Source organism: Anaeromyxobacter sp. SG17 (assembly GCF_022690695.1).
In the GTDB taxonomy this organism is placed as follows: Bacteria; Myxococcota; Myxococcia; order Myxococcales; family Anaeromyxobacteraceae; genus Anaeromyxobacter; species Anaeromyxobacter soli.
Window position 1 is genome coordinate 1 of the sequence record NZ_JALCYX010000061.1, and the last position, 26,543, is coordinate 26,543.

24 protein-coding genes are annotated in these 26,543 nt (G+C 73.6%); 17 read left to right on the plus strand and 7 right to left on the minus strand.

Annotated elements, in window-relative coordinates; all coding sequences use genetic code 11:
• Positions 1–229: hypothetical protein (locus MNY60_RS18075; protein WP_242355590.1), on the minus strand; the 229-nt coding region annotated here is incomplete at its 3' end.
• A gap of 184 nt (positions 230–413) precedes the next feature.
• Here MNY60_RS18075 and MNY60_RS18080 point away from each other — a divergent pair.
• The gene (locus tag MNY60_RS18080) at positions 414–638 is read left to right on the plus strand and encodes a hypothetical protein (protein ID WP_242339112.1); all 225 of its coding nucleotides are present in this window, start codon (positions 414–416) and stop codon (positions 636–638) included.
• A 67-nt stretch (positions 639–705) separates the two neighbouring features.
• Here the strand turns inward: MNY60_RS18080 and MNY60_RS18085 are convergent, their stop codons facing one another.
• Positions 706–2,310, minus strand: coding sequence for a CAP domain-containing protein (locus MNY60_RS18085; RefSeq protein ID WP_242339110.1), 1,605 nt, complete (start codon positions 2,308–2,310; stop codon positions 706–708).
• Complete coding sequence (locus tag MNY60_RS24375; RefSeq protein WP_242339108.1) at positions 2,310–2,606, minus strand: DciA family protein; 297 nt, start codon at positions 2,604–2,606, stop codon at positions 2,310–2,312. The genes MNY60_RS18085 and MNY60_RS24375 overlap by 1 nt, the downstream gene beginning before the upstream one ends.
• 131 nt (positions 2,607–2,737) lie before the next feature.
• Here MNY60_RS24375 and MNY60_RS18095 point away from each other — a divergent pair, with 131 nt between their 5' ends.
• From MNY60_RS18095 to MNY60_RS18105, 3 genes are all read left to right on the plus strand, one after another.
• Positions 2,738–4,114 (plus strand): ATP-binding protein, encoded by a 1,377-nt coding sequence (locus tag MNY60_RS18095; RefSeq protein WP_242339106.1) that lies wholly within the window; start codon positions 2,738–2,740, stop codon positions 4,112–4,114.
• On the plus strand, positions 4,111–4,662 hold the full coding sequence (locus MNY60_RS18100) for a response regulator transcription factor (protein ID WP_242339104.1): 552 nt from the start codon (positions 4,111–4,113) through the stop codon (positions 4,660–4,662). The genes MNY60_RS18095 and MNY60_RS18100 overlap by 4 nt, the downstream gene beginning before the upstream one ends.
• A gap of 197 nt (positions 4,663–4,859) precedes the next feature.
• On the plus strand, positions 4,860–5,255 hold the full coding sequence (locus MNY60_RS18105) for a co-chaperone YbbN (protein WP_242339102.1): 396 nt from the start codon (positions 4,860–4,862) through the stop codon (positions 5,253–5,255).
• 202 nt (positions 5,256–5,457) lie between these two features.
• Here the strand turns inward: MNY60_RS18105 and MNY60_RS18110 are convergent, their stop codons facing one another.
• On the minus strand, positions 5,458–5,907 hold the full coding sequence (locus MNY60_RS18110; RefSeq protein ID WP_242339099.1) for a hypothetical protein: 450 nt from the start codon (positions 5,905–5,907) through the stop codon (positions 5,458–5,460).
• Here MNY60_RS18110 and MNY60_RS18115 point away from each other — a divergent pair.
• The 4 genes from MNY60_RS18115 (at position 5,888) to MNY60_RS18130 (ending at position 12,130) form a co-directional block, all read left to right on the plus strand.
• A complete protein-coding gene (locus tag MNY60_RS18115; protein ID WP_242339098.1) occupies positions 5,888–6,052 on the plus strand; it encodes a hypothetical protein in 165 nt (54 codons plus the stop codon). The genes MNY60_RS18110 and MNY60_RS18115 overlap by 20 nt on opposite strands.
• 316 nt (positions 6,053–6,368) lie before the next feature.
• Positions 6,369–7,106, plus strand: coding sequence for a DNA recombination/repair protein RecA (locus MNY60_RS18120; RefSeq protein ID WP_242339094.1), 738 nt, complete (start codon positions 6,369–6,371; stop codon positions 7,104–7,106).
• Positions 7,096–8,667: a DNA polymerase Y family protein gene (locus MNY60_RS18125; protein WP_242339090.1), complete on the plus strand. Its 1,572-nt coding sequence runs from the start codon at positions 7,096–7,098 to the stop codon at positions 8,665–8,667. Before MNY60_RS18120 ends, MNY60_RS18125 begins: the two co-directional genes overlap by 11 nt.
• Before the next feature lie 22 nt (positions 8,668–8,689).
• Positions 8,690–12,130, plus strand: coding sequence for an error-prone DNA polymerase (locus MNY60_RS18130; protein WP_374109409.1), 3,441 nt, complete (start codon positions 8,690–8,692; stop codon positions 12,128–12,130).
• Between the two features lie 39 nt (positions 12,131–12,169).
• Here MNY60_RS18130 and MNY60_RS18135 read toward each other — a convergent pair whose 3' ends face one another.
• Both MNY60_RS18135 and MNY60_RS18140 read right to left on the minus strand, forming a co-directional pair.
• Positions 12,170–12,601, minus strand: coding sequence for a hypothetical protein (locus MNY60_RS18135; RefSeq protein ID WP_242339085.1), 432 nt, complete (start codon positions 12,599–12,601; stop codon positions 12,170–12,172).
• Positions 12,602–12,964: 363 nt separating this feature from the next.
• A complete protein-coding gene (locus MNY60_RS18140) occupies positions 12,965–15,748 on the minus strand; it encodes a vitamin B12-dependent ribonucleotide reductase (protein WP_242339082.1) in 2,784 nt (927 codons plus the stop codon).
• 591 nt (positions 15,749–16,339) lie between these two features.
• On the opposite strand from MNY60_RS18140, the gene lepA reads away from it, so the two are divergent.
• From lepA to MNY60_RS18180, 8 genes are read left to right on the plus strand one after another with little or no spacing between them, the layout of a single operon-like run.
• Entirely contained in the window at positions 16,340–18,145 is a 1,806-nt protein-coding gene (gene lepA / locus MNY60_RS18145) for a translation elongation factor 4 (protein ID WP_242339079.1), read from the plus strand.
• Positions 18,146–18,152: 7 nt separating this feature from the next.
• Entirely contained in the window at positions 18,153–19,175 is a 1,023-nt protein-coding gene (gene lepB, locus MNY60_RS18150; protein ID WP_242339076.1) for a signal peptidase I, read from the plus strand.
• A 20-nt stretch (positions 19,176–19,195) separates the two neighbouring features.
• Positions 19,196–19,714 (plus strand): hypothetical protein, encoded by a 519-nt coding sequence (locus MNY60_RS18155; RefSeq protein ID WP_242339073.1) that lies wholly within the window; start codon positions 19,196–19,198, stop codon positions 19,712–19,714.
• An 11-nt stretch (positions 19,715–19,725) separates the two neighbouring features.
• A complete protein-coding gene (pyrR, locus tag MNY60_RS18160; RefSeq protein WP_242339069.1) occupies positions 19,726–20,262 on the plus strand; it encodes a bifunctional pyr operon transcriptional regulator/uracil phosphoribosyltransferase PyrR in 537 nt (178 codons plus the stop codon).
• Positions 20,259–21,209, plus strand: a complete 951-nt coding sequence (locus tag MNY60_RS18165; protein ID WP_242339067.1) for an aspartate carbamoyltransferase catalytic subunit — start codon at positions 20,259–20,261, stop codon at positions 21,207–21,209. The genes pyrR and MNY60_RS18165 overlap by 4 nt, the downstream gene beginning before the upstream one ends.
• A 36-nt stretch (positions 21,210–21,245) precedes the next feature.
• A complete protein-coding gene (locus tag MNY60_RS18170; protein WP_242339064.1) occupies positions 21,246–22,547 on the plus strand; it encodes a dihydroorotase in 1,302 nt (433 codons plus the stop codon).
• Positions 22,544–23,662 (plus strand): glutamine-hydrolyzing carbamoyl-phosphate synthase small subunit, encoded by a 1,119-nt coding sequence (gene carA, locus MNY60_RS18175; RefSeq protein ID WP_242339062.1) that lies wholly within the window; start codon positions 22,544–22,546, stop codon positions 23,660–23,662. The genes MNY60_RS18170 and carA overlap by 4 nt, the downstream gene beginning before the upstream one ends.
• Positions 23,659–24,348: a hypothetical protein gene (locus MNY60_RS18180; protein ID WP_242339059.1), complete on the plus strand. Its 690-nt coding sequence runs from the start codon at positions 23,659–23,661 to the stop codon at positions 24,346–24,348. The genes carA and MNY60_RS18180 overlap by 4 nt, the downstream gene beginning before the upstream one ends.
• A gap of 54 nt (positions 24,349–24,402) precedes the next feature.
• Here MNY60_RS18180 and MNY60_RS18185 read toward each other — a convergent pair whose 3' ends face one another.
• Positions 24,403–24,951 (minus strand): bifunctional nuclease family protein, encoded by a 549-nt coding sequence (locus MNY60_RS18185; RefSeq protein ID WP_242339057.1) that lies wholly within the window; start codon positions 24,949–24,951, stop codon positions 24,403–24,405.
• Positions 24,952–25,114: 163 nt separating this feature from the next.
• Here MNY60_RS18185 and MNY60_RS18190 point away from each other — a divergent pair, with 163 nt between their 5' ends.
• Positions 25,115–26,251: a PAS domain-containing sensor histidine kinase gene (locus MNY60_RS18190; RefSeq protein ID WP_242339054.1), complete on the plus strand. Its 1,137-nt coding sequence runs from the start codon at positions 25,115–25,117 to the stop codon at positions 26,249–26,251.
• Positions 26,252–26,543: the final 292 nt, after the last annotated feature.

The following is a 26,543-nucleotide window of genomic DNA, read 5'->3' on the forward strand; positions in this document are numbered from 1 at the left end:
CGATCTCGGCGGCCGCTCCATCGCCGTCCGCCTGCGCCTGCGCGGCCTCCGAGATGCCGGAGAGCCAGTCGCACAGCGGCTCCCGCGCGGCGGCCCGGGCCGACCCAACCCAAAGTAAAGCAAGCAACGCAAGACCCACGCGGACGTAAGCCCCGGCGCGTGCAAATCTTTCCTGATCGCGCTCAGGAATGGGTTCACTCGGCGTCCGGTGGGGCTTGACTCGCTGCATCGAGCGGCGCCATATAGCGCGCGCGCCCGGCCCCTGTCGATGAGGGGCTCGCGCGAGCCACGGCGCTTGCACCGGCGCCGGGTCGTACGCCGGTTCTCGAGGGGGGACCGGGACGATCGGACGGGGGAGAGCTGCGCCTTCGCGCGGCTTGGAGGGATGGCCCGGCCATCCAGAGGAGTCCATCGTGCTCGACAAGCCTTGCCCCACCGAGCTCACCGCTCCGATCAACCCCGACCGTGGTGTCGAGGGTCACCGCAACCTCTTCTGCAACTACTACGACGCCTGTCTCGACGAGGCCGTGAAGCAGGGCTGGAACAGCTGGACCTGCACCCGCTGCCCCCTCCACGCCCTGCAGCCCGAGGTCGAGGGGGGACTCGAGAGCTACGCCACCCAGCGGAGGCTCGTCTAGCCCCGCCGGACGCACACGGCAGCCCCGGCCGACCCGGGCGCGCGCGACGGGCGCCGCATCGAGCGCTTCAGTCCGTGTAGATCACCGCGATCCAGAGCCGCCGCGCGCCGTAGCGCCGGCTGTCCCCCGTCGCCACGCCGACCCCCACGCGATGGAAGCGCGGGTCGGGCAGGTTGCGCGAGCGGATCGTCTCCGCCGGGGCGCTCGCCACGAACACGTCCACCGCCGAGAGGGCCCGGCCGGCGAGCGCCCGCGCGCCGAGGTCGCCTGCCTCGGGCGAGTCCGCGCGCCGCATCGTCTCGGCGGCCTCGCGCGCCAGGGCGTCGAGCGCGGGATCCCCGAGGAGCGGCGGGCGCCCGAGCCGGGCGCGCTCGCGCCAGAGCGCCTCGCGGACGCGCGCGTCGGGGAGGAGCGCGCTCTCCCCGCCGTCGTCGGGCGGCTGCACGAGGATTTCGGTGACGTAGACGGCGGGCGCGCCGGAGCGGAGCGTGCCGTGCGCGAGGCCCACGCCCACGAGCGTCGCCGGCGCGAGGAGGTTCGCGAGGTGCGCCGGGCTCTCCTCGATCTTGGCGTGCGCCAGGAGCGCGCGCGGCGCCTGGGCGACGTTCTCGTACGCGAAGCGGTACGCCACCCCGGCGTGCCGGAGCCGATCGCCGACCTCGCCCGAGCCCGGGAGGACGTGCGCCACCGTCGCCGCGTCGCGCATCGCGGCGCTGTGCCGGCGAGCCACCGCGGCGAGCTCCGCCGAGGCCGCGACCGGCGGCAGGCCGCGACGGCGGCGCGTCGCGTTGATCGCGCGGACGATCGCCGCCTCCGCGGCGGCAGGGTCCCCGGGATCGGCGGCCGCGCGCGCGGGGCCTTCCGGCGCCTCGACCGTGGCGCCGCCCGCCGCGACGGTCAGGATCGCGGCGACCTCGGGCCCGCGCGGGCCCTCGCCGACGACCTCCACCGTGTACCGCCCGCGCTCAGGGAAGGAGAGCCGCGCTCGAAAGCCGCTCCCGCGCGCCTCGGTGTCCACCTCGCGCACGTCGCCCGCCGGGAGCGTGACGAACACGCGGGCGGCGCGCAGGCCGCGCGCGAGCCTGCCGGAGAGCACCGCCGAGGTGCCCGCGGACACCTCGCGCGGGAACGGCTCGAGCCCGACCTTGCGCTGGGCCGCGAGCACGAACGCGTGGAGCACGCCGTCGCGCTCGACGGCCCCGGCCCCGACGTGGCTCGCCGTCGAGCCGGGCAGGAGGCGCGCCAGCGCGTCGGCGGCGTCCTCGGGGCGGGCGCGCAGCGCGTACACGGAAGGTGACGGGTCGAAGGAGAGAGCGCGCGCGAGCGCCGCGCGCGAGGCCGGCCCGGAGCGCGCCTCCGGATCGCCCGCCGCGGCTCGGGCCGCGAGCTCTCGCGCCGCGAGCGAGAGCGCCCCGGAGGACTGCGCGCCGCCCAGGCGCGCGCGCGCGACCTCGAGGAGCCGCTGCTCGACGGGGGCGAGCGCCGTCTCCGGCTCGGGGCCGTAGCTCCCCTGCGCGGGCGCCGCCGTGCGCGGCGGCGCAGCTTCGGACGAACGTGGGGCGGGAGCGGAGGCGCCAGGAGAACGCGGCGAGGCGCACCCCTGGAGGAGAGCCGCGACCGAGCACGCGAGCGCGGCGAGCGTCCGGGCGCGCGTCGGCGCTCCCGTGCGCATCAGGGCTCCGGGGCCACGCGCACCTCGAGCCCGCGCGCGACGGCGCGACCGAGGCGAGCGTTCACGCGCTCGCACAGCGGCCTCTCGAGGGCGACGAGCTGAGCCGCCCACTCCTCCGAGCGAACGAGCACGAGGAGGCGGCCGTCGCGCAGCAGGCCTCGCATCGAGACCTCGCGCGCGAGGCGCGGTCCGCAGGCATCGGCGAAGGCGGTGATGAGCGCTGCCCCTTCCGCGGCGGGCCAGTGCGCGAACGCATCGGCGAGCACGGCAGCGACGGTTCGGCGGCGGCCTCTCACGGGGGTGGCAACCTACGGTCAGCGCGCGACATGCGTCAAGCAGCCGCGCCGTGGCGCACGTCTGCGGCAACGGGTCGCGGCCGGCGCCGCACGCGTTCGGGTGTGGTAGTTTCGCCTGGAGGTATCGGCTGATGCGCGTGCCGCAGTCCCAGATGGCGACCGTGGAAGCACCCGCGACCCCCCCCGTCCTACAGCACGCGACGCCGCACGGCGAGACGCGCGTCGGGCGCGCGCGGCTGAACCTCTCCTGGATCGTCCAGCTCCACTGGTGGGCGATCCTCGGCCAGGTCGTGATCGTGGTCGGCGCCTCGTCGTGGACGCACATCGGCGTCCCCCTCGTGCCGCTCGTCGCGATGCTCGTGCTCGAGGTCGGCGGCAACCTCGCGCTCCGCGCGTGGGCGCAGCACGCCAGCCCGAACGCCACGAGCGCGAGCGTCGCGGCCGTCATGTTCCTCGACGCCGCGGTGCTCACCGTCCTCCTGGATCTCACCGGCGGCGCCTCGAACCCGTTCTCGACGCTCTACCTCGTGAACGTCGCGCTCGGGGCGGTCCTCCTGCCGCCGCGCTGGTCCTGGACGCTGATGGTGGCGAGCCTCGCGGGGTTCGCGTCGCTCTATTTTCACGAAGAGGCGACCTCGCCGGCGCACCACATCCGCACGCACATGGACCCGGCGCAGATGATGGACTCGCACCTGCGCGGCATGTGGGTCGCGTTCGCGATCGCGTCGGTGTTCATCGTGTTCTTCGTCCAGCGCGTCTCGCGTGCGCTCGCCGCGCGCGAGCGGGAGCTGCAGCAGGCGCGGGCGCTCGTGGATCGGCGCGAGAAGCTGGCCTCGCTCGCGACGCTCGCCGCGGGCGCGGCGCACGAGCTCTCCACGCCGCTCTCCACGATCGCGGTCGTGGCGAAGGAGCTGCAGCGCTCGCTGCCCGAGGACGTGCCCGCCGAGGTGCGCGGCGACCTCCAGCTCGTCCGCGAGCAGGTGGGGCGCTGCCGCGACATCCTCGATCGCATGTCCGCCAACGCGGGCGAGCACGCCGGAGAGCCGCTCGCGCCGATGAGCGTGCGCGTCTGGGTGGAGACCGCGCTCGACGGGCTTCCGGCGCGAGAGCGCGTCGAGCTCGCGCCCGAGGAGGGCTCGCTCGACGCGTGCCTCGTCGGGCCGCCGCGCGCGCTCGGCGACGCGCTCCGGGGCCTGCTCAAGAACGGTATCCAGGCCTCGCCTCCGGACGAGCGCGTGACGCTGCGGCTCGCGGCGACGGAGGGCTGGGTTCGCGCGCGGGTGGTGGACCGCGGGCGCGGCATGACGACCGACGTGCTCCGGCGCGTCGGCGAGCCGTTCTTCACCACCAAGAGTCCGGGGGAGGGCATGGGGCTCGGGCTGTTCCTCACCCGGGCCCTCGTCGAGCAGCTGGGGGGAAGCTTTCAAATCACCTCGCGCCCCGGAGTCGGGACCGAGGCCTGCATCGATCTGCCGGCGGCGGAGGCCGCCGAGAGGAGCGGCACATGAACATCGAAGGGACGACGCACGAGACGCTGCCGAGCATCCTGCTCGTGGACGACGACGAGGTCCTGCGCGAACGCCTGGCGACGGCCATCCGCGCCCGCGGCTACGAGGTCCGCACCGCCGGGAGCGCCGACGAGGCGCTGCGCGAGGCGGCGAAGGAGTCGCCGGAGATGGCCGTCCTCGACCTGCGCATGCCGGGCGGAGGCGGGCTCGATCTGCTGAAGGAGCTGCGCCGGCACGATCCCGCGACCCGCGTGCTCATGCTCACCGGCTACGGCAGCATCTCCACGGCGGTGGAGGCGGTCCGCGAGGGAGCCGTCGGGTATCTCCCGAAGCCGGCCGACGCCGACGAGATCCTTGCCGCGCTGAACGGCACGAACACCGCGAAGCAGTCCGGCGTCGAGACGCCCTCGCTCGCGCGCGCCGAGTGGGAGCACATCCAGCGCGTGCTCACCGACTGCGGCGGCAACATCTCCGAGGCCGCACGGCGGCTCGGGATCCACCGGCGCTCGCTGCAGCGGAAGCTGCACAAGTATCCGCCCTCGCGCTGATCCGAGCGCTCGCACGGGCGGCGTGCTGGACGGGGTACCGCCGGCACGTCGCTCGCCGCTCCGCCGGCCCTGGAGGGGCGTCCCTGGGCGCCGCGCCGCCCGTGGACGCCCTGAATCCTTTCGCAGACCGGCGGGTCCAATCTTTCGTGTGGCGCCGAGGGCCGATGGACGGCGGGGGGCGCTGAAAGGGATTGGAGATGGGGAACACGACGGTCGAGATCACCGGCAAGAACTTCAAGGAGACGGTCGAGAAGGACGGCATCGTCCTCATCGACTGGTGGGCGCCCTGGTGCGGGCCGTGCCGGGTGTTCGGACCGACGTACGAGAAGGTCGCGGGGAAGCACCCGGACATCACCTTCGGCAAGGTGAACACCGAGGTCGAGCAGGAGCTGGCCGGTGCGTTCGACATCCGCTCCATCCCCACGCTCATGATCCTGCGGGACAAGGTGCTCCTGTTCTCCCAGCCGGGCGCGCTGCCGGAGGCCGCCCTCGAGGATCTCATCCGCCAGGTCCGGACGCTCGACATGGAGAAGGTCCGCGCCGAGATCGCCGCGCAGGAGCGCGACGGCGCCGCGAAGCGCGCGTCCATCTAACGGGGGGCTGCGCCCCCCGCCCCGCCGAGCGAAGCTCGTCGGGGCCCCGCCCCCGCTCGCCGGGTCCCGTGCGCCGCCGCGAGCGGCTTCGCCGCTTCCGCGGCGTCGCCCCGGCGGCTCGCTTCGCGCGCGCAGGTGCGACACAGCAAAAGGGCGGGCGCCCCTGCGGCCGCCCGCCCTTCGTTCATCCTGCCGGGATTAGCTAGTAGCCCTTGCTCGGGGGCGGAGTGGTGCCGCTCGAGCCGGAGCCCGTCGTGCCCGAGTCCGACGGAGGCCGCGTCGTGCCCGTTCCCGTGTCCGAGGGCGGCGTGGTCGTCGTGCCCGTGCCGGTGCCCGTGCCCGTGCTGGTGTCCGAGGGCGGCGTGGTCGTCGTCGTGCCCGTGCCAGTACCCGTGCCCATGCCGGTGCCGGTGCCCATCGACCCGGCGGTCATCACGTCGATGCGGTTCACCTGCAGCGTGTCGCCCGAGCCGGAGAAGCTGGCGCGGACCTGGTCGCCTTCCTTGATGTCGCTGAGGGAGGCGCGCTGCCCGTCCTTCATCACGCGCGTGCTGTCGCTCACCTTCAGCTTCTTGTCGCTGTTCGCGAGCGTGAGCTCCTTCGTGTCACGGTCGAACTTCTCGACCTTGCCCGTGAGCTCGTTCTTGCTCATGGACGTGTCGCTGGCAGAGGCGCTGGAGCCGGTGCCCATGTCGGTCGCCGTGCTGCTGGACCCCGTGCCCGTGCCCATGGTCGAGCCGCTCTGTGACGAGCCGCTCTGTGACGAGCCACTCTGGGACGACGTGGTGCCGCTCTGAGACGACGTCGAGCCGCCCATCCTGTCGTCGCTCGACTGGCCGCTGGTCGTGGAGCCGGCCGTCGAGCCCGACTGCGCGTGCGCGGGGATGCCCGCGACGAGAAGGCCTGCGACGCCGATACCGGCCACGGTTCCCCATCCAAGACGCTTCATTCCAATACCCTCCCTGCTCCGAATGACGGAGCCCGGCCGAACTGCCGTGGCTCTCTGGTGTGCGCATAGGGTGAGCATCACGTCCCCGCGTGTCAGAGCGAGTTGCTACGCCTTGCGACCTGAACGCGTGAGCAGTTATGTTCCTGGGCGGAGGCAGCGGCGGCATGTCGGCGGGTGCGGAGCGTCATCAGCTGGTAGAGCGGCTCCGCGACGAGATCCGTCGTATCGAGCGGCGCCCCGCTCGGCGGGCGGGTGCGCTCGCGTGCGGTCGCCCCGAGATCGACGCGCTCCTGCCCGAGGGCGGCTTTCGCCGCGGAGCGCTCACGGAGCTGGCGGGCGGGCGGGCGAGCGGGAAGACCGCGATCGCGCTGGCGCTCTTCGCGGCGCTGGGACCGGGAGACCTCGCCGCCTACGTCGATGGCCGAGGCGAGCTGTATCCGCCGGCGGCCGCGGCGCTCGGGGTCGACCTCGCGCGCCTGCTCGTCGTGCGGCCCCCGCCGCGCACGTCCGCCGAGGGGCCGGCGCGCGACCCCGCGCTCGTCGCGCTGTGGGCCGCGGAGGCGCTCCTCGCCTCGGGCGCGTTCGCGGCCGTGGCGGTCGACGTGCCCGTCGCGCGCGCGGTGCGCGGGGCGGACGCGGCCGCGCGCCGCCTCCAGGCGGCCGCCGAGAAAGGCGGGGCGGTGGGGCTGTGGCTCGCTGCGGTCGGCGGGACGGCGCTCCGCGTGCCGGTGGCCGTGCGGCTCGAGCTGACCGCCGAGGACGGACGGATCGTGGGGCGCCAGCGGCACGCGGCGGACGAGGCAGCGTGGGCGGGCGGCGCGTCGCTCCTCTCGCGCGCCGCCGGGGTGCGCGGATCGTGGCGCCCTCGGGTGGCGGACCCGGAGGATGGCGATGCGGCGTGAGGCGAGCGGGCTGCGCGTCATCGCGCTGTGCCTCCCCGAGCTGCCGCTCCAGCGGGCGCGGCGCCAGCGCGCCGACGGCTGCGACGGGCCGCTGGCGGTCGTCTCCGAGGGTCGGATCGTGCACTGCGATGGCGCGGCGGCCGCCGACGGCGTCCGCCCGGGAGCCACGCTGTCGGAGGCGCTCGCCGCGTGCGGCCGGCTGCGCACGGTCCCGCTCGATCCCGCGGCCGATCGCGCTGCGCTGCGCGCGGTCGCCGAGGCGGTGCTCCTGCTCGCGCCCGCGGTCGAGCCGTGCGCGCCGGACGTGGTGCTCCTCGACGCGAGCGCCGCCGGGCTCCTCGCCGGAGGCGCGGGGCGGAACGCCTCGCCAGACGCCGGAGAGCGGGTCCTCGCGGAGCGCGCGATCGCCGCGGCGGCGGAGATGGGGTACGCGGCGCGCGCGGCGGTCGCGGACGGTCGCGCGGCGGCGCGTGCGCTCGTGCGGCACGGCGCGTTCTCCGCCCGCACCGGGGAGCTCCTCCACGTCGCGCCCGGGGCGACCGCGGGGGCGATCGCCGCGCTCCCGCTCGAGGCGCTCGGGCTAACGCCGGCGGTGACGGCGCGGCTCCGCGGGCTCGGGATCGCCGACGCGGGCGCGCTCGCGCGGCTCCCGGCGGGCACCCTCGCGCACCGGTTCGGGCCGGACGGCGTTGCGGCGGCCCGCCTCGCCCGCGGAGAGGACGACACCCCGCTCTCTCCCTACTTGCCGGAGACGCTGCCGGTCGAGGCGCTCGAGCTCGAGGCGCCCGCGGAGAGCGCCGAGCCGCTCCTCTTCGCGCTGAAGCGGCTCGCCGACCGGGTCGCCGCGCGCCTCGCCGGGCGCGGCCTCGGTGCGACGCGGCTCAAGGTGGTCCTGAAGCTCGATCCGCGCGGCGAGGAGCGGGTCATCGTACCGCTCGCGCAGCCGACCGCCTCCGCCGCGCGCTGGCTCGTGCCGGCGAAGGAGCACGTGTTCTCGCTGCGGCTCCCCGGGGCGGTGACCGCCGTCGAGCTCGCCGCGATCGAGGTCGCGCCGATCGCGGTGGAGCAGCTCGCGATCGACGATCGCCCCGAGGCGCTCGCCGCGCTCGAGACCGTCCTCGCGCGGCTCGGGGTCCGGCTCGGCGAGGGCGCGATCTTCGCGGCCGAGCCGGTCGAGCGGTACCGCCCCGAGGCCGCGTACCGCGCCGTTCCGTTCCGCCCCGCCGTCGCGCGCGCCTCCGCCCTGCGGAGCCTCGGCGGCTCGCCTGGCGCCGGCGCGCTCGCGCCGTCCGCGGCCGAGCCACGGCCGACGCGGCTCGTGGATCCCCCCACGCCGATCCAGGCGGAAGGCGAGGGGGGACGCGTGACGGCGCTCCGGGTGGAGGGACGCGCGCGCGCGGTGCTCGCGATGGAGGGGCCGGAGCGGCTGCGGGGGGAGTGGTGGGTGCCCGCGCCGTTCGATCGCGACTACTACCGCGTCCGGCTCGACGGCCTGGGGGACTGCTGGGTGTACCGCGACGCCGCCGACGGGCGGCTCTACCTGCACGGATACTTCGACTGACGTGAACCACGAGCGACGCAGGATCGACACGGGCGAGGTCGGCGCTCCCGGAGCGCGGCGGGAGCCGCGGCCTGCGGGGCCGCCGTATGCGGAGCTCCGCTGCCACTCCTGCTTCTCCTTCCTCGAGGGCGCGAGCCATCCCGAGGAGCTCGTCGCTCGCGCCGCGGAGCTCGGGCTCTCGGCGCTCGCGCTCACCGACGTGAGCGGGCTGTACGGGATCGTCCGTGCGCACACCGAGGCCAAGCGGCGCGGGTTCCCGCTCGTCGTCGGCGCGGAGCTCGTCGTGACGGGGCTCACGCCGGGCCGCCCGGCGCGGCTCGTGCTGCTCGCTCAGGACCGTGAGGGGTACGCGGGCCTGTGCCGGCTGGCGACGCGCGCCCACGGGGCGGAGGATCCGGCGCGGGCGGCGCCGCGGCGCCCGCGCGAGGAGGTCGTCCTCGCGCTCGACGCGGTGGCGGGGCGCGCGCGGGGGCTCTTCGCGCTCTATCCCGGCGCCGACGGCGACGCGGCCGCGCGGCTGAAGGAGATCTTCGGCGCGCGCCTCGCGCTCGCGGTCGCGCGCCACCGGGTGGCGGGCGAGGAGGCGCGCGTGCTCGCGGCGCGCGCCATCGGCCGGCGGCTCGGGATCCGCGTCGCGGTCACGAACGACGTCCACACGCACGACCGGCGCCGGCAGGTGTTGCAGGACGTGCTCACCTGCGTCCGCCACGGGACCACCGTCGATCGCGCGGGCCGCCGCCTCTTCCCGAACGCGGAGCGGACGTTGAAGGGCCCCGAGGAGATGGCGCGGCTGTGGAGCGACTTCCCCGAGGGGCTCGAGGCCGCGGGGGAGATCGCGGAGACGTGCCGGTTCCGGATGGAGGAGATCCGGGGCGAGCACCCGCTGCCGCCCGTCGTCGTCGATCGCACCGCCCTCGCCGGCGGCGCGGCGGTCGCCATGTCGAGCCCGCCCCAGGACGAGCGCGCCGTCGCGCCGGTGCCGAACCGCTCGTTGCGAACGACCTCGACCCCGACCCCGACCCCGACCCCGACCTCGACCTCGACCTCGACCTCGACCTCGACCTCGACCTCGACCTCGGACGACTCAGTCGAACCCGTCACCGGCATGGCGCTCCTCCGCGAGCTCGTGCGCGAAGGGGCGCGCTGGCGCTACGGCGGGGCGCCTCCGGAGGAGGTCGCCCGGCAGCTCGCGAGGGAGCTCGAGCTCGTCGAGCAGCTCGGGTACGCGAGCTACTTCCTCACGGTCTGGGACATCGTTCGCTTCGCGAGATCGCGCGGGATCCTGTGCCAGGGGCGCGGCAGCGCTGCGAACTCCGCGGTCTGCTTCGTGCTCGGCATCACCGCGATCGACCCCGTCCGCATGGGGCTCCTGTTCGAGCGGTTCATCTCGGCGGAGCGCGGGGAGCCGCCGGACATCGACGTCGACTTCGAGCACGAGCGGCGCGAGGAGGTGATCCAGTACGTCTACGAGCGGTACGGGCGCGATCGCGCCGGCATGGTCTGCGAGGTCATCTCCTACCGGGGCAAGTCCGCGCTCCGGGACGTGGGCAAGGCGCTCGGCCTGTCGCTCGCGCAGGTCGATCGGCTCGCGAAGCTCGTCGGGATGTACGAGGACCTCTCGCAGGTCGGGCCGGAGCTCCTCGCGCAGGCGGGGCTCGACGTCGAGGCCTCGGAGCGGGTGCGGATGACGCTCGACCTTGCGCGCGAGCTGCAAGGGTTCCCGCGCCACCTCTCGATCCACGTCGGCGGGTTCGTGATCACGCGCCGGCCGCTCTGCGAGACGGTGCCCATCGAGCCCGCCGCCATGCCCGGGCGGACCATCGTCCAGTGGGACAAGGACGATCTCGCCGATCTCGATCTGCTGAAGGTCGATCTCCTCGGGCTCGGCATGCTCACCGCGCTCTCTCGCGCGCTCGCGCTCCTCGCCGCCCATCGGCCGGCGCCGGCGCTCGGTCCCCCTGACCGTCGCGAGGCGGGCGCCGCGGCAGGCCAGTGGCCACACCCGGACTCGCTCGCGACCATCCCCTCCGAGGACCCGGCCGTCTACGACATGCTCTGCAAGGCGGACTCGATCGGCGTGTTCCAGATCGAGTCCCGCGCGCAGATGTCGCTCGCCCCGCGGCTCAAGCCCCGGAACTTCTACGACCTCGTCATCTCGGTCGGGATCGTGCGCCCCGGCCCGATCCAGGGCGGGATGATCCACCCGTACCTGCGCCGGCGCGACGGCAAGGAGCAGGTCCGCTATCCGTACCCGCCGCTCGAGCCCGTCCTCGCGAAGACCCTCGGCGTGCCGCTCTTCCAGGAGCAGATCATGCGCCTCGCCGTGGTCGCGGCGGGGTTCACGCCCGGCGAGGCCGACGAGCTGCGCCGCCTCATGACGCACCGGCGCTCGCACGAGAAGCTCGCCGCGATGCGGGCACGCCTCCTCGCGGGCATGGAGCAGCGCGGCATCTCCGCGGCGGACGCGGAGCTCATCTTCCACCAGCTGCTCGGGTTCGCCGGGTACGGCTTCCCGGAGTCGCACTCCGCGTCGTTCGCGCTGCTCGTCTACGCGTCCGCCTGGATCCGCCGCTACCACCCCGCCGCCTTCGCCTGCGCCCTCCTGAACAGCCAGCCGATGGGCTTCTACGCGCCGCACACGCTCATCGAGGACGCGAAGCGGCACGGGGTCGAGGTGCGGGGGATCGACGTCTGCGCCAGCGGCTGGGAGAGCGCGCTCGAGGGCGCGAGGTGCGCGCCTGCGGCTCCCGGCGACACGCCTGCGCTCCGGCTCGGGCTCCACCTCGTGCGCGGGCTGCCGCGCGACGTGGGCGACGCGATCGTCGCGGCCCGGCGCGCGCGGCCGTTCGCGGACCTCGGAGACCTCGTGCGCCGCGCGGGCGTCTCGCGCGCCTGGCTCGTGCGGCTCGCGGAGGCGGACGTCCTGGGACCGCTCGCGCCGGATCGGCGCAGCGCGGTGTGGCGGAGCCTCGCGATGGAGGCGGACGGGGGCGACCTGTTCGCGGGCGTGACCCCGGCGGAGCCGGACACGGCGCTGCCGCAGGCGAGCGCCGAGGAGGAGGTCTCCGCCGACTTCACGACCACCGGCGTCTCGGTGCGCGGCCACCCGATGGCGGTCCTCCGCGCCGCGCTCCCGAGCGCGACCGTGCGCACCGCGCGCGAGCTCGCTCGCCTCCCGGACCGTGCCCCGGTGGAGGTCGCCGGGCTCGTCATCGTCCGGCAGCGACCCCAGACCGCCGCGGGGATCGTGTTCTTGAGCCTCGAGGACGAGACGGGGATCGCGAACCTCGTCGTGATGCCCGACGTCTACGAACGCTTCCGGCCGGTGGTGCGCGGCGCGCCGTTCCTCGTCGCGCGCGGCCGGGTGGAGCGGAGCGGGGAGGTCGTGAACGTGCGCGTGAGCTCGGTCGCGCCGCTCGCGCTCGCCCCGCAGGTGGGGAACCGCGCGCGCGAGTTTCGCTGATCGCGCCGGCTCCTGCCCCGCGCGCCGCAGCCCGGAGCCCTACGGGCAGACCCGGTACGGCACCCGTCCCGGGGCGGCGCCGAACGCGCCGATGAACACGCGGAGCGGACGCGGATCTTCGTCGATGTAGAGCGCCACGTTCACGCAGCCTCCCCCGAAGTCGAACCCGGCCTCGTCTCCCGCCAGGAACGAGAAGCGGACGCGGCCGCCGCCCGCGCTCACCGCGTCCGGCGCCACGCCTTGCGGGGTCACCCGGCCGGCGCCCGCGATCTCGCCGTGGAATCGCCGGGGCAGGTCGGACCGCGCCCGCAGATGCCAGCCGGCGCCGTCGTGCCACAGCCTGTACGCCTCCGACCCGGGATCCTCCAGCGGCGGCCCGGGCTCGACCCGGCGCGCGAGCACCGCGCCCCGCGAGAAGCCGCAGCCCCCCGCGAGGAGGAGCAGGAGGGCGGTGGCGGCACGCGCGGTCATGGGGGACCTCCGCCACGAACGTTCGGCGTCCCGATCGTCCAGGCAACGCATCGCGGAGGGTGAAACCGGGGCAGGGGAGGAGGGACCCGGCGCTGGCTGGTGGAGGGGACGCTCGGCGGTCCGTTGCTCGACCCTCGACCTCGACCCGCGACCCGCGACCTCGACCTCGACCTCGACCCCGACCCCGACCCCGACCCCGACCCCGACCCCGACCCCGAGGAACCCCGAGCAAGAACGCGACCTCTGCCCGCACCGGAAACCCCGACGTGGGCGGGCCGAGAACGGCGCGCGCCGGAGCGGAAGGTCCGCCCCGGCGCGCGTGATGTCAGGCCGCCGCGATCCGCGGCGGAGGTCGGGCGGAGGCTAGCTGCAGCCGGTGGTGGACCCGCAGTTCACGCACTTGTAGCAGGCGCCGTTCCGGACCGTGATCGAGCCGCAGGTCGGGCAGGGCGGTGCGTCGCTCTCGCGCTTGTACGCGGTCTGGATGCCGTTCGTGCCGTTTGCCTGCGTCGCCGCCGGGAGCGGCTTCGCGTCGACGGTCTGCTGCGCCGCGCGAGCGGAGGGCGCGGCCGGAGCGGCGCCCGGCGGCAGCGCGTTCGCGGCGGTCTCGGTGGAGGCGGTCTCCTCGCTCGGGAGGAACTTCAGCGCGAGCCAGCGGAACAGGTAGTCGGAGATCGACTTCGCGATCGGGATGTCCGGGTTGCCGGTGAAGCCCGACGGCTCGAACCGCATGTGGCTGAACTTGTCACAGAGCACCCGCAGCGGGACGCCGTACTGGAGGGCCATGGAGATGGAGGTCGCGAAGGAGTCCATGAGGCCGGAGACCACCGACCCCTCCTTCGCCATCGTGATGAAGACCTCGCCCGGCGCGCCGTCGTCGTACATGCCGACGGTCATGTACCCCTCGTGCCCGCCGATCGAGAACTTGTGCGTGATCGAGCGGCGCTCGTCGGGGAGGCGCCGCCGCGCGAGCCGCTCGCCCGTGGGCTCGCGCTTCTCCTCCTTGGCCTTGCCGGTGTTGAGCGGCTGGCTCCGCTTGCAGCCGTCGCGGTAGACCGCGATGGCCTTGAGCCCGAGCTTCCAGGCCTCGACGTACGCCGTCTCGATGTCCTCCGGCGTCGCGTTCGTGGGCATGTTGACGGTCTTCGAGATGGCCCCCGAGAGGAACGGCTGGACCGCGCCCATCATGCGGATGTGGCCCATGTAGTGGATCGAGCGGGTGCCGTTCTGCGGCTTGAACGCGCAGTCGAACACCGGCAGGTGCACGTCGCGGAGCTCGGGCGCGCCCTCGATCGTCTCGACCTCGTCGATGAACTGGAGGACCGAGGCGATGGACTCGGCCGAGTACCCGAGCCGCTGGAGCGCGAGCGGGACGGTGTTGTTGACGATCTTGAGCACGCCGCCGCCGACGAGCTTCTTGTACTTCACGAGCGCGATGTCCGGCTCGATGCCCGTGGTGTCGCAGTCCATCATGAACCCGATGGTGCCGGTAGGCGCGAGGACGGTGACCTGCGCGTTCCGGTAGCCGCTCTGGGTCCCGATCCGGAGCGCGTCGCTCCAGGCGTCCCGCGCCGCGTCGAGCAGCGGGCGCTCGACGAAGGTCGGGTCGATGCGGTCCACGTGGTTCGAGTGCTTGCGGACGACCCCGAGGAACGGCTCGCGGTTCTTCTCGTACCCGGCGAACGGCCCCATGCGCTCCGCGATGCGGGCGCTCATCGCGTACGCCTCGCCCGTCATGAGCGCGGTGATCGCCGCCGCGCAGGCGCGGCCGCCGTCGGAGTCGTACGGCAGGCCGCTCGCCATGAGCAGCGCGCCGAGGTTCGCGTACCCGAGCCCGAGGGGCCGGTAGGCCTCGCTGTTCTGCCCGATCCGCTCGGTCGGGTACTTCGCGTTGGAGACCAGGATCTCCTGCGCGAGGATGGTGAGGTCCACCGCGCGCTTGAAGGACTCGACGTCGAACGCGCCGTCGATCCCGCGGAAGTGCATGAGGTTCAGCGACGCGAGGTTGCAGGCCGAGTCGTCGAGGAACATGTACTCGGAGCACGGGTTCGACGCGTTGATGCGGTCCGTGCCCGGGCACGTGTGCCAGGCGTTGATGGTGGTGTCGAACTGCATGCCCGGATCACCGCAGAGCCAGGCCGCCTCGGTCACCTGCTTCATGAGGTCCCGCGCGCGGACGGTCTCGAGGGCCTTGCCGTCCGTGCGGGCCGTGAGCTCCCAGGGCCGGTCCTCGTGGACGGCGCGCATGAACGCGTCGGTGACGCGGATCGAGTGGTTCGCGTTCTGGAAGAACACCGAGTCGTAGGCGCCGCCCTTCACGTTGAAGCCGCCGTCGTAGCCGGCGTCGATGAGGGCCCAGGCCTTCTTCTCCTCGTCCGACTTGCAGGCGATGAACTCGCCGATGTCCGGGTGATCGGCGTCGAGGATCACCATCTTCGCGGCGCGCCGCGTCTTGCCGCCCGACTTGATGACGCCGGCGAAGGCGTCGAAGCCGCGCATGAACGAGACCGGTCCGGAGGCCTCGCCGCCGCCCGAGAGGAGCTCCTTCGAGGAGCGGATCTTCGACAGGTTCGAGCCGGCGCCGGAGCCGTACTTGAAGAGCATCCCCTCGGTGTGGGCGAGCCGGAGGATGGAGTCCATCGAGTCGCCGACGGAGTTGATGAAGCAGGCGGAGCACTGCGGGTGCTCCTCCACGCCGACGTTGAACCAGACCGGCGAGTTGAAGCTCATCTTCTGCCGGTACACGAGGTGGGCGAGCTCGGCCTCGAACGCGGCCGCGTCCTCCTCCGTGGCGAAGTAGCCGTCCTTGCGGCCCCAGGCGGCGATCGTCGAGACGACCCGGCCGACGAGCTGCCTCACGGACCGCTCCCGGGCAGGGGAGCCGATGGAACCCCGGAAGTACTTCGACGCGACGACGTTCGTCGCCAGCATCGACCAGCTCTTCGGGACCTCGACGTCCCGCTGCTCGAAGATGATGGCGCCGCCCTCGCCGTTGATCTGGGCCGTGCGCGTCTCCCAGACCAGCTCCTCCGCCGGATCCACTCCCTTCGTCGTGAAGGTGCGCGGGATCGCGAGCCCCTTCCGCGCGCTCTTCTTCGCCGACCGCGTGCCCCTCGGCCTCTGCCCCGTGACTTCGCGCTCCATCATGTCCCTCGTCCTCCGCCCCGCGCGCTCCCGGTGAGCGCGGGCAAACGCCTGCCCCTACGGCGCACACGCGTTCACGCGTGCGGCCGGCCGATCGAACGTGCCTGCGGCATCCCTCAGTGGTGTGCCGAAGGTCTACCAGCCGCCTCTGTCAGAGGCAGCGATGTCTTGGATTTCCCCTCGCGTAGCGCCGCATTTCCGCCCTTCGCCCTTGCGACGCCGCCGTACTCCCGACCGCTAACTCTACCAGCCGACCGCCTGATGTCAACGCGTGACTACAATATATGGTGCCATACACGTATATCAACACAACCCACGGGTATTGCAGGGGCTCCTCTTAAGGGTGAGCCAGGGTGGGGTGCAAGCGACCGGGTTCATCGGGACGCGGCGCGGGTCGCGCGCGCCAGGGCTCCTCGGCTCGCCTCCGCGAGGCGCGTGATGCCGAGCGCGGCGGACCGATATCACGTCGGCCTGCCATCCGAGCGTGCCGCGTTGCCGCGGGGCTCGGCCGCTCGAAGCGGCCGCCGGAGCGAGGCAGGTCGTGGAGGGCGGCGTGGCCCCTGGGGAACGCGCGTGTTACAAGCCCCGCGTTCCATGCCCCAGTCGAACGCGCACATCCGCAACTTCTCGATCATCGCCCACATCGATCACGGCAAGTCCACGCTCGCGGATCGCCTCCTCGAGCACACCGGGACCGTGAGTGAGCGGCACGCGCAGGCGCAGTTCCTCGACAACATGGAGCTCGAGCGCGAGCGCGGGATCACCATCAAGGCCCAGACCGTCCGCATGCGCTACCGCGCCCGCGACGGGAAGGACTACGAGCTGAACCTCATCGACACCCCCGGTCACGTGGACTTCGCCTACGAGGTGTCGCGCTCGCTCGCCGCGTGCGAGGGCGCGATCCTCGTCGTCGACGCCACCCAGGGCGTCGAGGCGCAGACGCTCGCGAACGTCTACCAGGCGCTCGACCACGACCTCGAGATCATCCCGGTCATCAACAAGGTCGACCTGCCGAGCGCGGACGTCCCCGGCGTGCGCGCCGAGATCGAGGAGGTCATCGGCCTCGACGCCTCGGAGGCGGTGCCGGCCTCGGCCAAGGAGGGCATCGGCATCGGGGAGATCCTCGAGGAGATCGTCCGCAAGGTGCCGCCGCCGAAGGGCGATCCCGAGGCGCCGCTCAAGGCGATCATCTTCGACTCCTGGTACGACTCGTACCGCGGCGTCGTCATGCTGGTCCGCGTGTTCGAGGGGACGCTCGCGCCGAAGCAGAAGATCCAGCTCGTCTCGAACAAGAAGCGGTTCGAGATCCAGGAGCTCGGCATCTTCGCGCCGTTCGCGATGCCGGTGCAGCAGCTCACGGCGGGCGAGGTGGGGATCGTCGTCGCCAACGTGAAGGACGTCCAGGACGCCAAGGTCGGCGACACCGTCACCGAGGCGGACCGGCCCACCGAGGACCCGTTCCCCGGCTTCAAGGTCGTGAAGCCGATGGTCTTCTCCGGCGTCTTCCCCATCGAGGCGAAGGACTACGAGCAGCTCCGCGACGCGCTCGAGAAGCTGCGCCTCAACGACTCCGCCTTCACCTTCGAGCCCGAGACCTCGACCGCGCTCGGGTTCGGCTTCCGCTGCGGCTACCTGGGGCTCCTGCACATGGAGATCGTCCAGGAGCGGCTCGAGCGCGAGTACAACCTCGCCCTCATCACCACCGCGCCCTCGGTCGTCTACCGCGTGACCGACACGCTGGGCGAGGTGCTGGAGATCGACAACCCCGCGAAGCTCCCGCCGGTCCAGCGGATCGCGAAGCTCGAGGAGCCGCACCTCACCTGCCACATCCACGCCCGCACCGACGACGTGGGCGCGATCCTGCAGCTCTGCCAGGACCGGCGCGGGGTGCAGCGCGACCTCAAGTACGTCGGCACGAAGCGCGTCCAGATCACCTACGACATCCCGCTCGCCGAGGTGGTCTTCGACTTCTTCGACAAGCTGAAGAGCGTGTCGCGCGGGTACGCGAGCCTCGACTACGAGCTGAAGGGCTACGAGGAGGCCGACCTCGTGAAGCTCGACATCCTCATCAACGGCGAGCCGGTCGACGCCCTCAGCGTCATCGTCCACCGGGAGCGCGCCTACCACCGCGGCCGCGAGCTCTGCCAGCGGCTCCGCGAGGTCATCCCGAAGCAGATGTACGAGGTCGCCATCCAGGCGGCGATCGGGGCGAAGATCATCGCCCGCGAGACGGTGAAGGCCTTCCGCAAGGACGTCATCGCGAAGTGCTACGGTGGCGACATCAGCCGCAAGCGCAAGCTCCTCGAGCGCCAGAAGGAGGGCAAGAAGCGCATGAAGCAGGTCGGCTCGGTGGAGATCCCGCAGGAGGCCTTCCTCGCCGTGCTGAAGGTCGAGGAGTAGCGCCGGCGTGGATCGCGACGCCCGCCGGCTCGCCCGGGCTCGCAAGGACGCGCGCCGCTTCGCGCGCGACGCCCGCCGGCTCGCGGCCCGCGACGCCCGAAGGCTCGGGGCGGCCCGCGCGGAGATCCTCGCCGCCGCCGACGAGGTGGACGCGGCCGCGGCGGAGGGCGAGCCCGCGCGGCTCTCGGCCGCCCTGCGCGCGCTCGACGCGCTGTGGGAGGTGCACCTCGCCCGGCGCGCGCGGCCGCTCTGGCGGGAGTACGCCGAGTCGATGCTCGTGGCGGTGGTCGTCGCGCTCTTCCTGCGCGGCTTCGTGGTCGAGGCCTTCAGGATCCCCTCGGGCTCGATGGTCCCGACGCTCCTCGTCGGGGACCACATCTTCGTCTCGAAGCTCGCCTACGCGATCCGGGTCCCCTTCACGCACCTGCGACTCCTGGAGCTCGGCGTGCCCAGGCGCGGGGACGTCATCGTGTTCGAGAACCCCCGCGAGCCGGCGAAGGACTACGTGAAGCGCGTGGCGGGCGTTCCGGGCGACGTGATCGAGCTCCGGGAGCAGGTCCTCTACGTGAACGGCGTGCCGCAGCCGCGCTCCCCCGATGGAGAGCTCCCCTACGAGGAGCGGAGCGACGCCACCGGGGCGCTCTTCTCGGACACCTGCCGCCGCTACCGCGAGGCGCTCGCGCGCGGCGAGCTGGCGCGGCCGGACGCCGCGGACGCCGCCGGTGCGGAGGCGAGCTGGCAGACGGGCGCGGCCGCGGGCGTCGCGACCTACGACGTGCTCCAGTGCCGGCGCGCGCGCCTCGCCGCGCGGGAAGGGCCGTTCGAGATCGTCCGGCCCGGCCACGTGTTCGTGCTGGGGGACAACCGAGATCGCTCGGCCGACAGCCGGGGCGAGGGCGGCTGGCAGGTGCCGTTCGATCACATCGCCGGGCGGGCGACGGTCGTGTTCTGGAGCTGGGGGGACGGGGGAGGGCTCCGGGGCGACGGCCGCGGGCCCCGGCTCGATCGCCTTTTCAAACGCATCGAGTAGCTGGTAGAAGATCCACCTCGATGCACGTCCCTCCCGTCGACCCCGCGCGCGCCCACGGCGCGCCGCGTCCTCGGGACGCGCGTTCGGGCCCCCGCCGCGCCGAGCGCGGCGCCGTCTCCTGGGTGACCCTGGTCCTCCTCGCCGGCCTCGGCGGCGGCGCCTACTGGCTCTGGGTGTGGGGACCGGTCTACGTGGTCCACTACGAGGTGAAGCAGGTCGTCCACGAGTACATCAACCAGGCGGTGCGGAACCCGCGGGACGCCGAGCTGGTGCGGAACATGGTCCACAAGCTCGAGACGCTCGCGAAGGTGGACGGGGTGGACGCCTACGGCGGCCCGGCCCGAGTCCCGGCGGTGGTGGTCGATCCCGCCGACGTGACCTGGGAGCGCGACGCGAACGCGGCGCCGCCCACGCTGCACGTCGCCTTCCAGTACGAGCGGTCCGTCACGTACCCGTTCCTCGATCGGACGGGGACGCGGGTGTTCACGGTCGACGTCGACGGCGACCTCTCCCGGCCGAACTGGGGACCGGAGCGCTGATGGAGGTGGAGATGAACGCACAGGAGCTTCAGCGCGCCGTGAAGCGGCTCGCCGAGGAGATCGCCGAGCGCGCGAGGGCCGCCGGCGCGGCGCCGCGCGACGTGGCCATCGTCGGGATCCGCCGCGGGGGCGTCCACCTCGCGGAGCGGATTCGCGCCGAGCTCGCCCGGAGCCTCCGCGCGGAGCCGCCGCTCGGGACGCTCGACATCGCGCTCTACCGCGACGACCTCTCGGAGCGAGGGGCGGCCCCCATCATCGGACCGACCGACATCCGGTTCCCGGTCGCCGGCAAGCTCATCGTGCTCGTGGACGACGTGCTCTACACCGGGCGGACCGTCCGCGCCGCGCTGGACGAGCTCGTGGACTTCGGCCGCCCGCGCCGGGTGTGGCTCGCGGTGCTCGTCGACCGCGGCGGGCGCGAGCTGCCCATCGCCGCCGACTTCGTCGGCGTCCGCCTCCAGGTCGCGGACGAGGACGTCGTCGAGGTCCGGCTCACCGAAGGCGGCGCCCCCGAGGACGCCGTCGTCGTGAAGAGGAGGGGGACGTGATCGGTCGCCACAAGCATTGCATCGCGCTCGCCGACTACTCGCGCGCGGAGATCCTCGAGGTCCTCGACCTCGCCGTCTCCATGAAGGAGGTCCTGCAGCGGCCCATCAAGAAGGTGCCGAGCCTGCGGGGCAAGTCGGTCGTGAACCTCTTCTTCGAGGCCTCGACCCGCACGCGCAGCTCCTTCGAGATCGCCGCGAAGGTCCTGTCCGCCGACGCGCTCAACTGGACCTCCTCGTCCTCCTCCGTGACGAAGGGCGAGACGCTCATCGACACCGCCCGGAACCTCGAGGCGATGCGCCCGGACGTGCTCGTCATCCGCCACTCGGCGGGCGGCGCGCCCCAGCTCGTCGCCGAGCACGTGGGCTGCGCGGTCGTCTCCGCGGGGGACGGCGCGCACGAGCACCCGAGCCAGGGGCTCCTCGACTGCTTCACGCTGCGGGAGAAGCTCGGGACGCTGGAGGGGAAGACCGTCGCCATCGTGGGCGACATCAGCCACTCGCGGGTCGCGCGCTCCGACATCCACGCCATGACGAAGCTCGGCGCGCGGGTGCGGCTCTGCGGGCCGCCCACCATGATCCCCGCCGGCGTCGAGGCCCTCGGCGCGACGGTGCACTACGGGCTCCGCGAGGCGATCGAGGGGGCGGACGCGGTGGTGATGCTCCGCATCCAGCACGAGCGCATCGGCGACCCGCTCATCCCGGGCACGCGCGAGTACTCGAAGCTCTGGGGGCTCAACGCGAAGAAGGCGGCCGAGTGGCTGCGTCCGGAGTGCGTGATCCTCCACCCCGGCCCGATCAACCGCGGCGTCGAGCTGTCGCCCGAGGTCGCGGACGGGCCGCAGAGCGTCATCCTCGATCAGGTGCAGAACGGGGTGGCGGTGCGGATGGCGATCCTGTACCTGCTCGCCGGCGGCAACCCCGCCGAGTCGGGCGAGGCGAAGGCGTGACGCGCGCGGCCGGACCGGCGCGTGAGCGGGGACGACATGGCTGAGGTGCTCTTCATCGAGGGTGGTCGGGTCATCGACCCGGCGAGCGGCACGGACGGCGTCCGCACCGTGGTCGTCCGCGACGGGAAGATCGCGGAGGTCGCGGAGCGCCTGGAGCGTCCGCGCGACGCCCGGGTGTTCGACGCCCGCGGCAAGTGGGTCACCCCGGGCTTCATCGACCTGCACGTGCACCTGCGCGAGCCGGGGCAGGAGTACAAGGAGACCGTCGCGACCGGGGCGCGCGCCGCCGTCGCGGGCGGCTTCACCGCCGTCTGCGCGATGCCGAACACGAAGCCCGTGAACGACAACGCGTCGGTGACGGAGCTCGTGCTCGCCCGCGCCGCCGCGGCGGGGCTCGCCCGCGTCTATCCCGTCGGCGCCATCTCGAAGGGCTCGAACGGCGAGGAGCTCGCCGAGTTCGGGGAGCTCCTCGCGGCCGGCTGCGTCGCGCTCTCCGACGACGGCCGCCCGGTCCTCTCCTCGGCGCTCATGCGCCGCGCGCTCGAGTACGCCAAGGCCTTCGGGTTGCCGCTCACGGTCCACGAGGAGGATCTGCAGCTCGTGGGCAAGGGCGTGATGCACGAGGGGGCCGCCTCCACCCGGCTCGGGCTGAAGGGCATCCCGGGCGCCGCGGAGGACGTGATGGTCCTGCGGGACATCGCCCTGGCGGAGCTGACCGGCGGCCGGTTGCACATCGCGCACGTGTCGAGCCAGGGCGCGGTTCGCGCCGTCCGCGCCGCCAAGGCGCGCGGGCTCGCCGTGACCGCGGAGGTGACGCCGCACCACCTCGCCCTCACGGACGAGGACGTCGCTGCGTCCGGCTACTCGACCGACTACAAGATGAACCCGCCGCTCCGCTCGGCCGAGGACGTGCGGGCGTGCCGGGAGGGCCTCGCGGACGGGACGATCGACGCCATCGCCACCGACCACGCGCCGCACTCGGCGGTGGAGAAGGACGTCGAGTTCGACGCGGCCTTGAACGGGATCACCGGGCTCGAGACGGCCTTCCCCGTCTGCCTGTCCCTCGTCCGGGCGGGCGCGCTGCCGGAGCGGCGCCTCGTGGAGGCGCTGACCATCGGCCCCGCGCGCGCGTTCGGCCTCGCGGGCGGGGCGCTCGCCGGCGGGGCGCCGGCGGACGTCGCGGTCCTCGACCCCGTAGCGGAGTGGACGGTCGACCCCGCGCGGATGTACTCGAAGAGCCGGAACACCCCGTGGAAGGGAAGCCGCCTCACCGGGCGTTGTGTGATGACGATCGTGGGCGGCCGGATCGTCCACGAGGAGGGCAGGACGGAAAGATGAAGCGGGCCATCCTCGCGCTAGCGGACGGCACGACGTTCGAAGGTCGCTCGTTCGGCGCGGCCGGGGAGGCGACCGGCGAGGTCGTCTTCAACACGTCGATGACCGGGTACCAGGAGATCCTGACCGACCCTTCGTACGTCGGGCAGATGATCTGCATGACGTACCCGGAGCAGGGGAACTACGGCGTCAACGGGCCCGACGACGAGTCGGTCCACCCGCACGCGACCGGGTTCATCGTGAAGAACTACGCCGAGGAGCCCTCGAGCTTCCGCGCGGAGCGGAGCCTCGAGGCCTACCTGGCCCGGTACGGCATCGTCGGGATCGCGGGGATCGACACCCGCCGGCTCACGCGGCACCTGCGCACCGCCGGCGCGCAGATGGGCGTCATCGCGACGGACGGGAGCGCGAAGGCGCTGGTCGAGCGCGCCCGGGCGCTGCCCGGGATGGAAGGGCAGGACCTCGCGACGCGCATCTCGACCGATCGCCCCTACTCCTGGAGCGAGACCGGCGCCGACGCGTGGTCGGACTCGGAGCGGCCGCAGGCGGAGCCGCGCTTCCACGTGGTCGCGTACGACTGGGGCCTGAAGCGCGCGATGCTGCGGCTCCTCGCCGAGCAGGGCTGCCGCGTCACCGTCGTGCCGGCGCGCACGACCGCCGCGGAGGCGCTCGCGCTGAAGCCGGACGGCGTGTTCCTCACGAACGGGCCCGGCGATCCCGCCGCGGTCGTGGGCGCGCAGGAGACCGTCGCGGGGCTGCTCGGGAAGACGCCGATCTTCGGGATCTGCCTCGGCCACCAGATCCTGGCCCTCTCCGTCGGCGCGAAGACCTACAAGCTCAAGTTCGGCCACCGCGGCGCGAACCAGCCCGTGAAGGATCTCGCCACCGGCAAGGTGGACATCACGGTCCAGAACCACGGGTTCGCGGTCGACGACAAGACGCTCGGCAAGCGCGCCCGGGTCACGCACCTGAACCTCAACGACGGCACGGTCGAGGGCATCGAGATCCTCGACGCGCCGGCGTTCAGCGTGCAGTACCACCCCGAGGCCTCCCCCGGCCCCCACGACGCGCGGCAGCTCTTCGGCCGCTTCGCAGCGCTCATGGAGCGCTCGCGATGAGGCTCGGGGAGCTCCAGGAGCGGCTCCTCGCGTGGGCGACGGCGGAGGAGCGGAAGGAAGAGCTGCTCGCCGCGCGCCGCGTGCACTTCGAGGCCTACGGCGAGCCGCACGACGAGGACCGCACCTACGAGGTCCGGCTGAACGGGATGCTGGACTTCTACCTCTACGACTTCCGCCCGTCCGGCGGCACGGGCACGACGCTCGAGCGGTTCCTGGAGTCGGAGGGGGCGGCGCTCTCGGCGGAGGACGCGAACGCCTACCACGAGCTCTCGAAGACGCTCCACGGGCTGTTCGAGGTCCGCAAGCTCTCGGAGGGCAAGGTCCGGGTGCGCGACGTGTTCACGGGTGGTGACTACGACGTGACCGAGCGGCGCACCACCGCCGGGCTCGAGAAGGGCGACCTCCTCGAGGCGCGGCTCCTGCCCTACGACGGGACCCTGCTCTTCTCCGGCGCGTTCCTCTACCACCCGCGCGAGGCGCGCAAGCCCATCCTGGCCGAGGTGAAGCGGCTCAAGAAGGCGGCCGGGAAGGGCAACTCGGCGGACGTGCCCGCCTTCCTCGCGCGCCTGGCGCGGATGGCGATGAAGCTCGAGCGGTACCGGAACGTGCGGCTCGAGTCGATCTACGACTTCTCGCCGGAGCAGCAGCACGCGGCGACGCCGCGCCCGCCGGCGAAGACCGGCTGAGCGCCGTCACCGGCCCCGCGGCACGCCGAGGCTCCGCGCAAGCGGCGGGCGCCATCAGAGCCGCAGCGGGTCGTCGCCCGCCTTCGCGGTCAGCGCCGCGTGAGACTCCCGGAGCTCCTCGGGCGTGAGCCCGGCCTTGGCGAGCAGCCGCCGGCTCGTGAAGATCGGCACCCGCGAGGCGAGCGCGAGGGCGAGCGACTCCGAGGGGCGGGCGGTGACCTCCACCTCGCGCCCCCCCTGCTCGAGCCGGACCCGCGCGCCGGTCGAGGTCTCCTCGGCGGCGTCGATCTCCACCGCGCGGACGCGCGCGCCGAGCGCGTCGAGCGCGCGACCCAGCAGGCTCTCCTGCGCCCGCCCCAGACGCGCCCCCACCCCCAGCGCCTCGCCGTCCGGGACGAGCAGCGGGAGCACCGTCCCGCTCGCTCGGTCGCGCAGCACGACGAGCGCCGCGGGTCCCTCCGGCATCGGCAACGCCGCGGCGAGCTCGAGCTCGACCCGCCCGTCGGGCGCGGACGCGGGCTTGGGCGCGGCGGTGGTGAGCAGCGCCAGCGCCGCCGCCGCGGAGATCGCGATGGGCAACGAGATCGACCCGGCGGCAGGCATCGGACGGTCGCTCCTCCCGGCGCGCGCCGGCGCGCCTCGCTCGAATGTGGGGTCCGCTCCTCTTCGCGCGCCACCGCGCCCCTGGGCGTCCGGCCCCGCGGGCGCCCGCACGGCGGGCGGGCGGGACTTCTTTCCGGCGGCCCGGGGCAACACCCTCAATGCGGTGGACTTCTCGCTGCTCGACTCCGTGCCGGACGCGATGGTCATCGCCGACGAGGGCGGCGAGATCGTGCACGTGAACGCGGAGGCCGAGCGGCTGTTCGGCTGGCCGCGCGCGGAGCTCTCGGGCCAGCCGATCGAGGTCCTCCTGCCTGGGAGGTTCCGGGCCATGCACCGCGCCCACCGCGGCGGGTATCACGCGGCGCCGCGGCGGAGGCCGATGGGGCTGGGCCTCGACCTGTCCGGCCTCCGGCGGGACGGGGCGGAGTTCGCCGCCGAGATCAGCCTCTCGCCCATCGAGGTGGACGGGCGGCGCTGCGTCGTCGCGGCCGTGCGGGACGTCAGCGAGCGCAAGCTGCTCGAGGAGCGGGCGCGGCAGTGGAGCCGCGCGCAGGAGAAGGCGCAGGAGGAGGTCCGCGAGCGGGACGAGTTCCTCTCCGTCGCGTCGCACGAGCTGCGCACGCCGGTCACGGCGCTCCAGCTCCAGCTCCAGCTCCTCCACCGGCTCACCGCGCGCGCGGGGACCGACATCCCCCGCATGCTCGAGCCGCGCGTCGAGGCGCTCGAGCGTCAGACGCGGCGCATCGCCATCCTCGTGAACGAGATCCTCGACGTCTCGCGTATGCGCCTCGGGCGGCTCCAGCTGCGCTACGAGCCGCTCGATCTCGCCGACGTCGCGCGCGAGGTGGCGGAGCACCTCCGCGAGGAGGTGGCGCGATCGGGATCGACGCTGCGCCTCGAGCTCGGCGCCGTCGTCGGACGGTGGGACCGGACGCGGCTCGAGCAGGTGGTCACGCACCTGCTCGTGAACGCGGCCAAGTTCGGGGAGGGGAAGCCCATCACGCTCACCGTCGAGGCCAGCGGGGCCCACGCGCGCATGCGCGTGAGCGACCAGGGCATGGGGATCGCGCCCGAGCACCACGCGCGCGTGTTCGAGCGGTTCGAGCGCGCCGTCCCCATCGCAAACTTCGGGGGGCTCGGCCTCGGTCTCTACGTCGCGCGCCAGATCGTCGAGGCGCACGGCGGGGAGATCCGCGTCGAGAGCGTGCCCGGCTCGGGGGCGACGTTCGTCGTGGACCTGCCGCGCGAGCCGCCCTCGGCGCGCGCGCCAGTGACCGTCGACGGGGCGGCGCTGCATTGATTTTGCGGGGACTGCGTCCCCGCCCCGCCGACGGCTGGCCGCCGTCGTCGGGGCCCCACCCCTGCTCGGCGGGGCCCGTGAACGGTCGCGCCCGCTTCGCGGGTTCGCGCAGGGGTGATCGCACGGGGACTGCGTCCCCGCCCCGCCGACGGCTGACCGCCGTCGTCGGGGCCCCACCCCTGCTCGGCGGGGCCCGTGGTCGCGCCCGCTTCGCGGGTTCGCGACCGTTCCCCGCCGGAGGGGCTTCGCCCCTCCCGCGCGTTGCGCGGGGCCCTCCCGCGAATGGGACCGC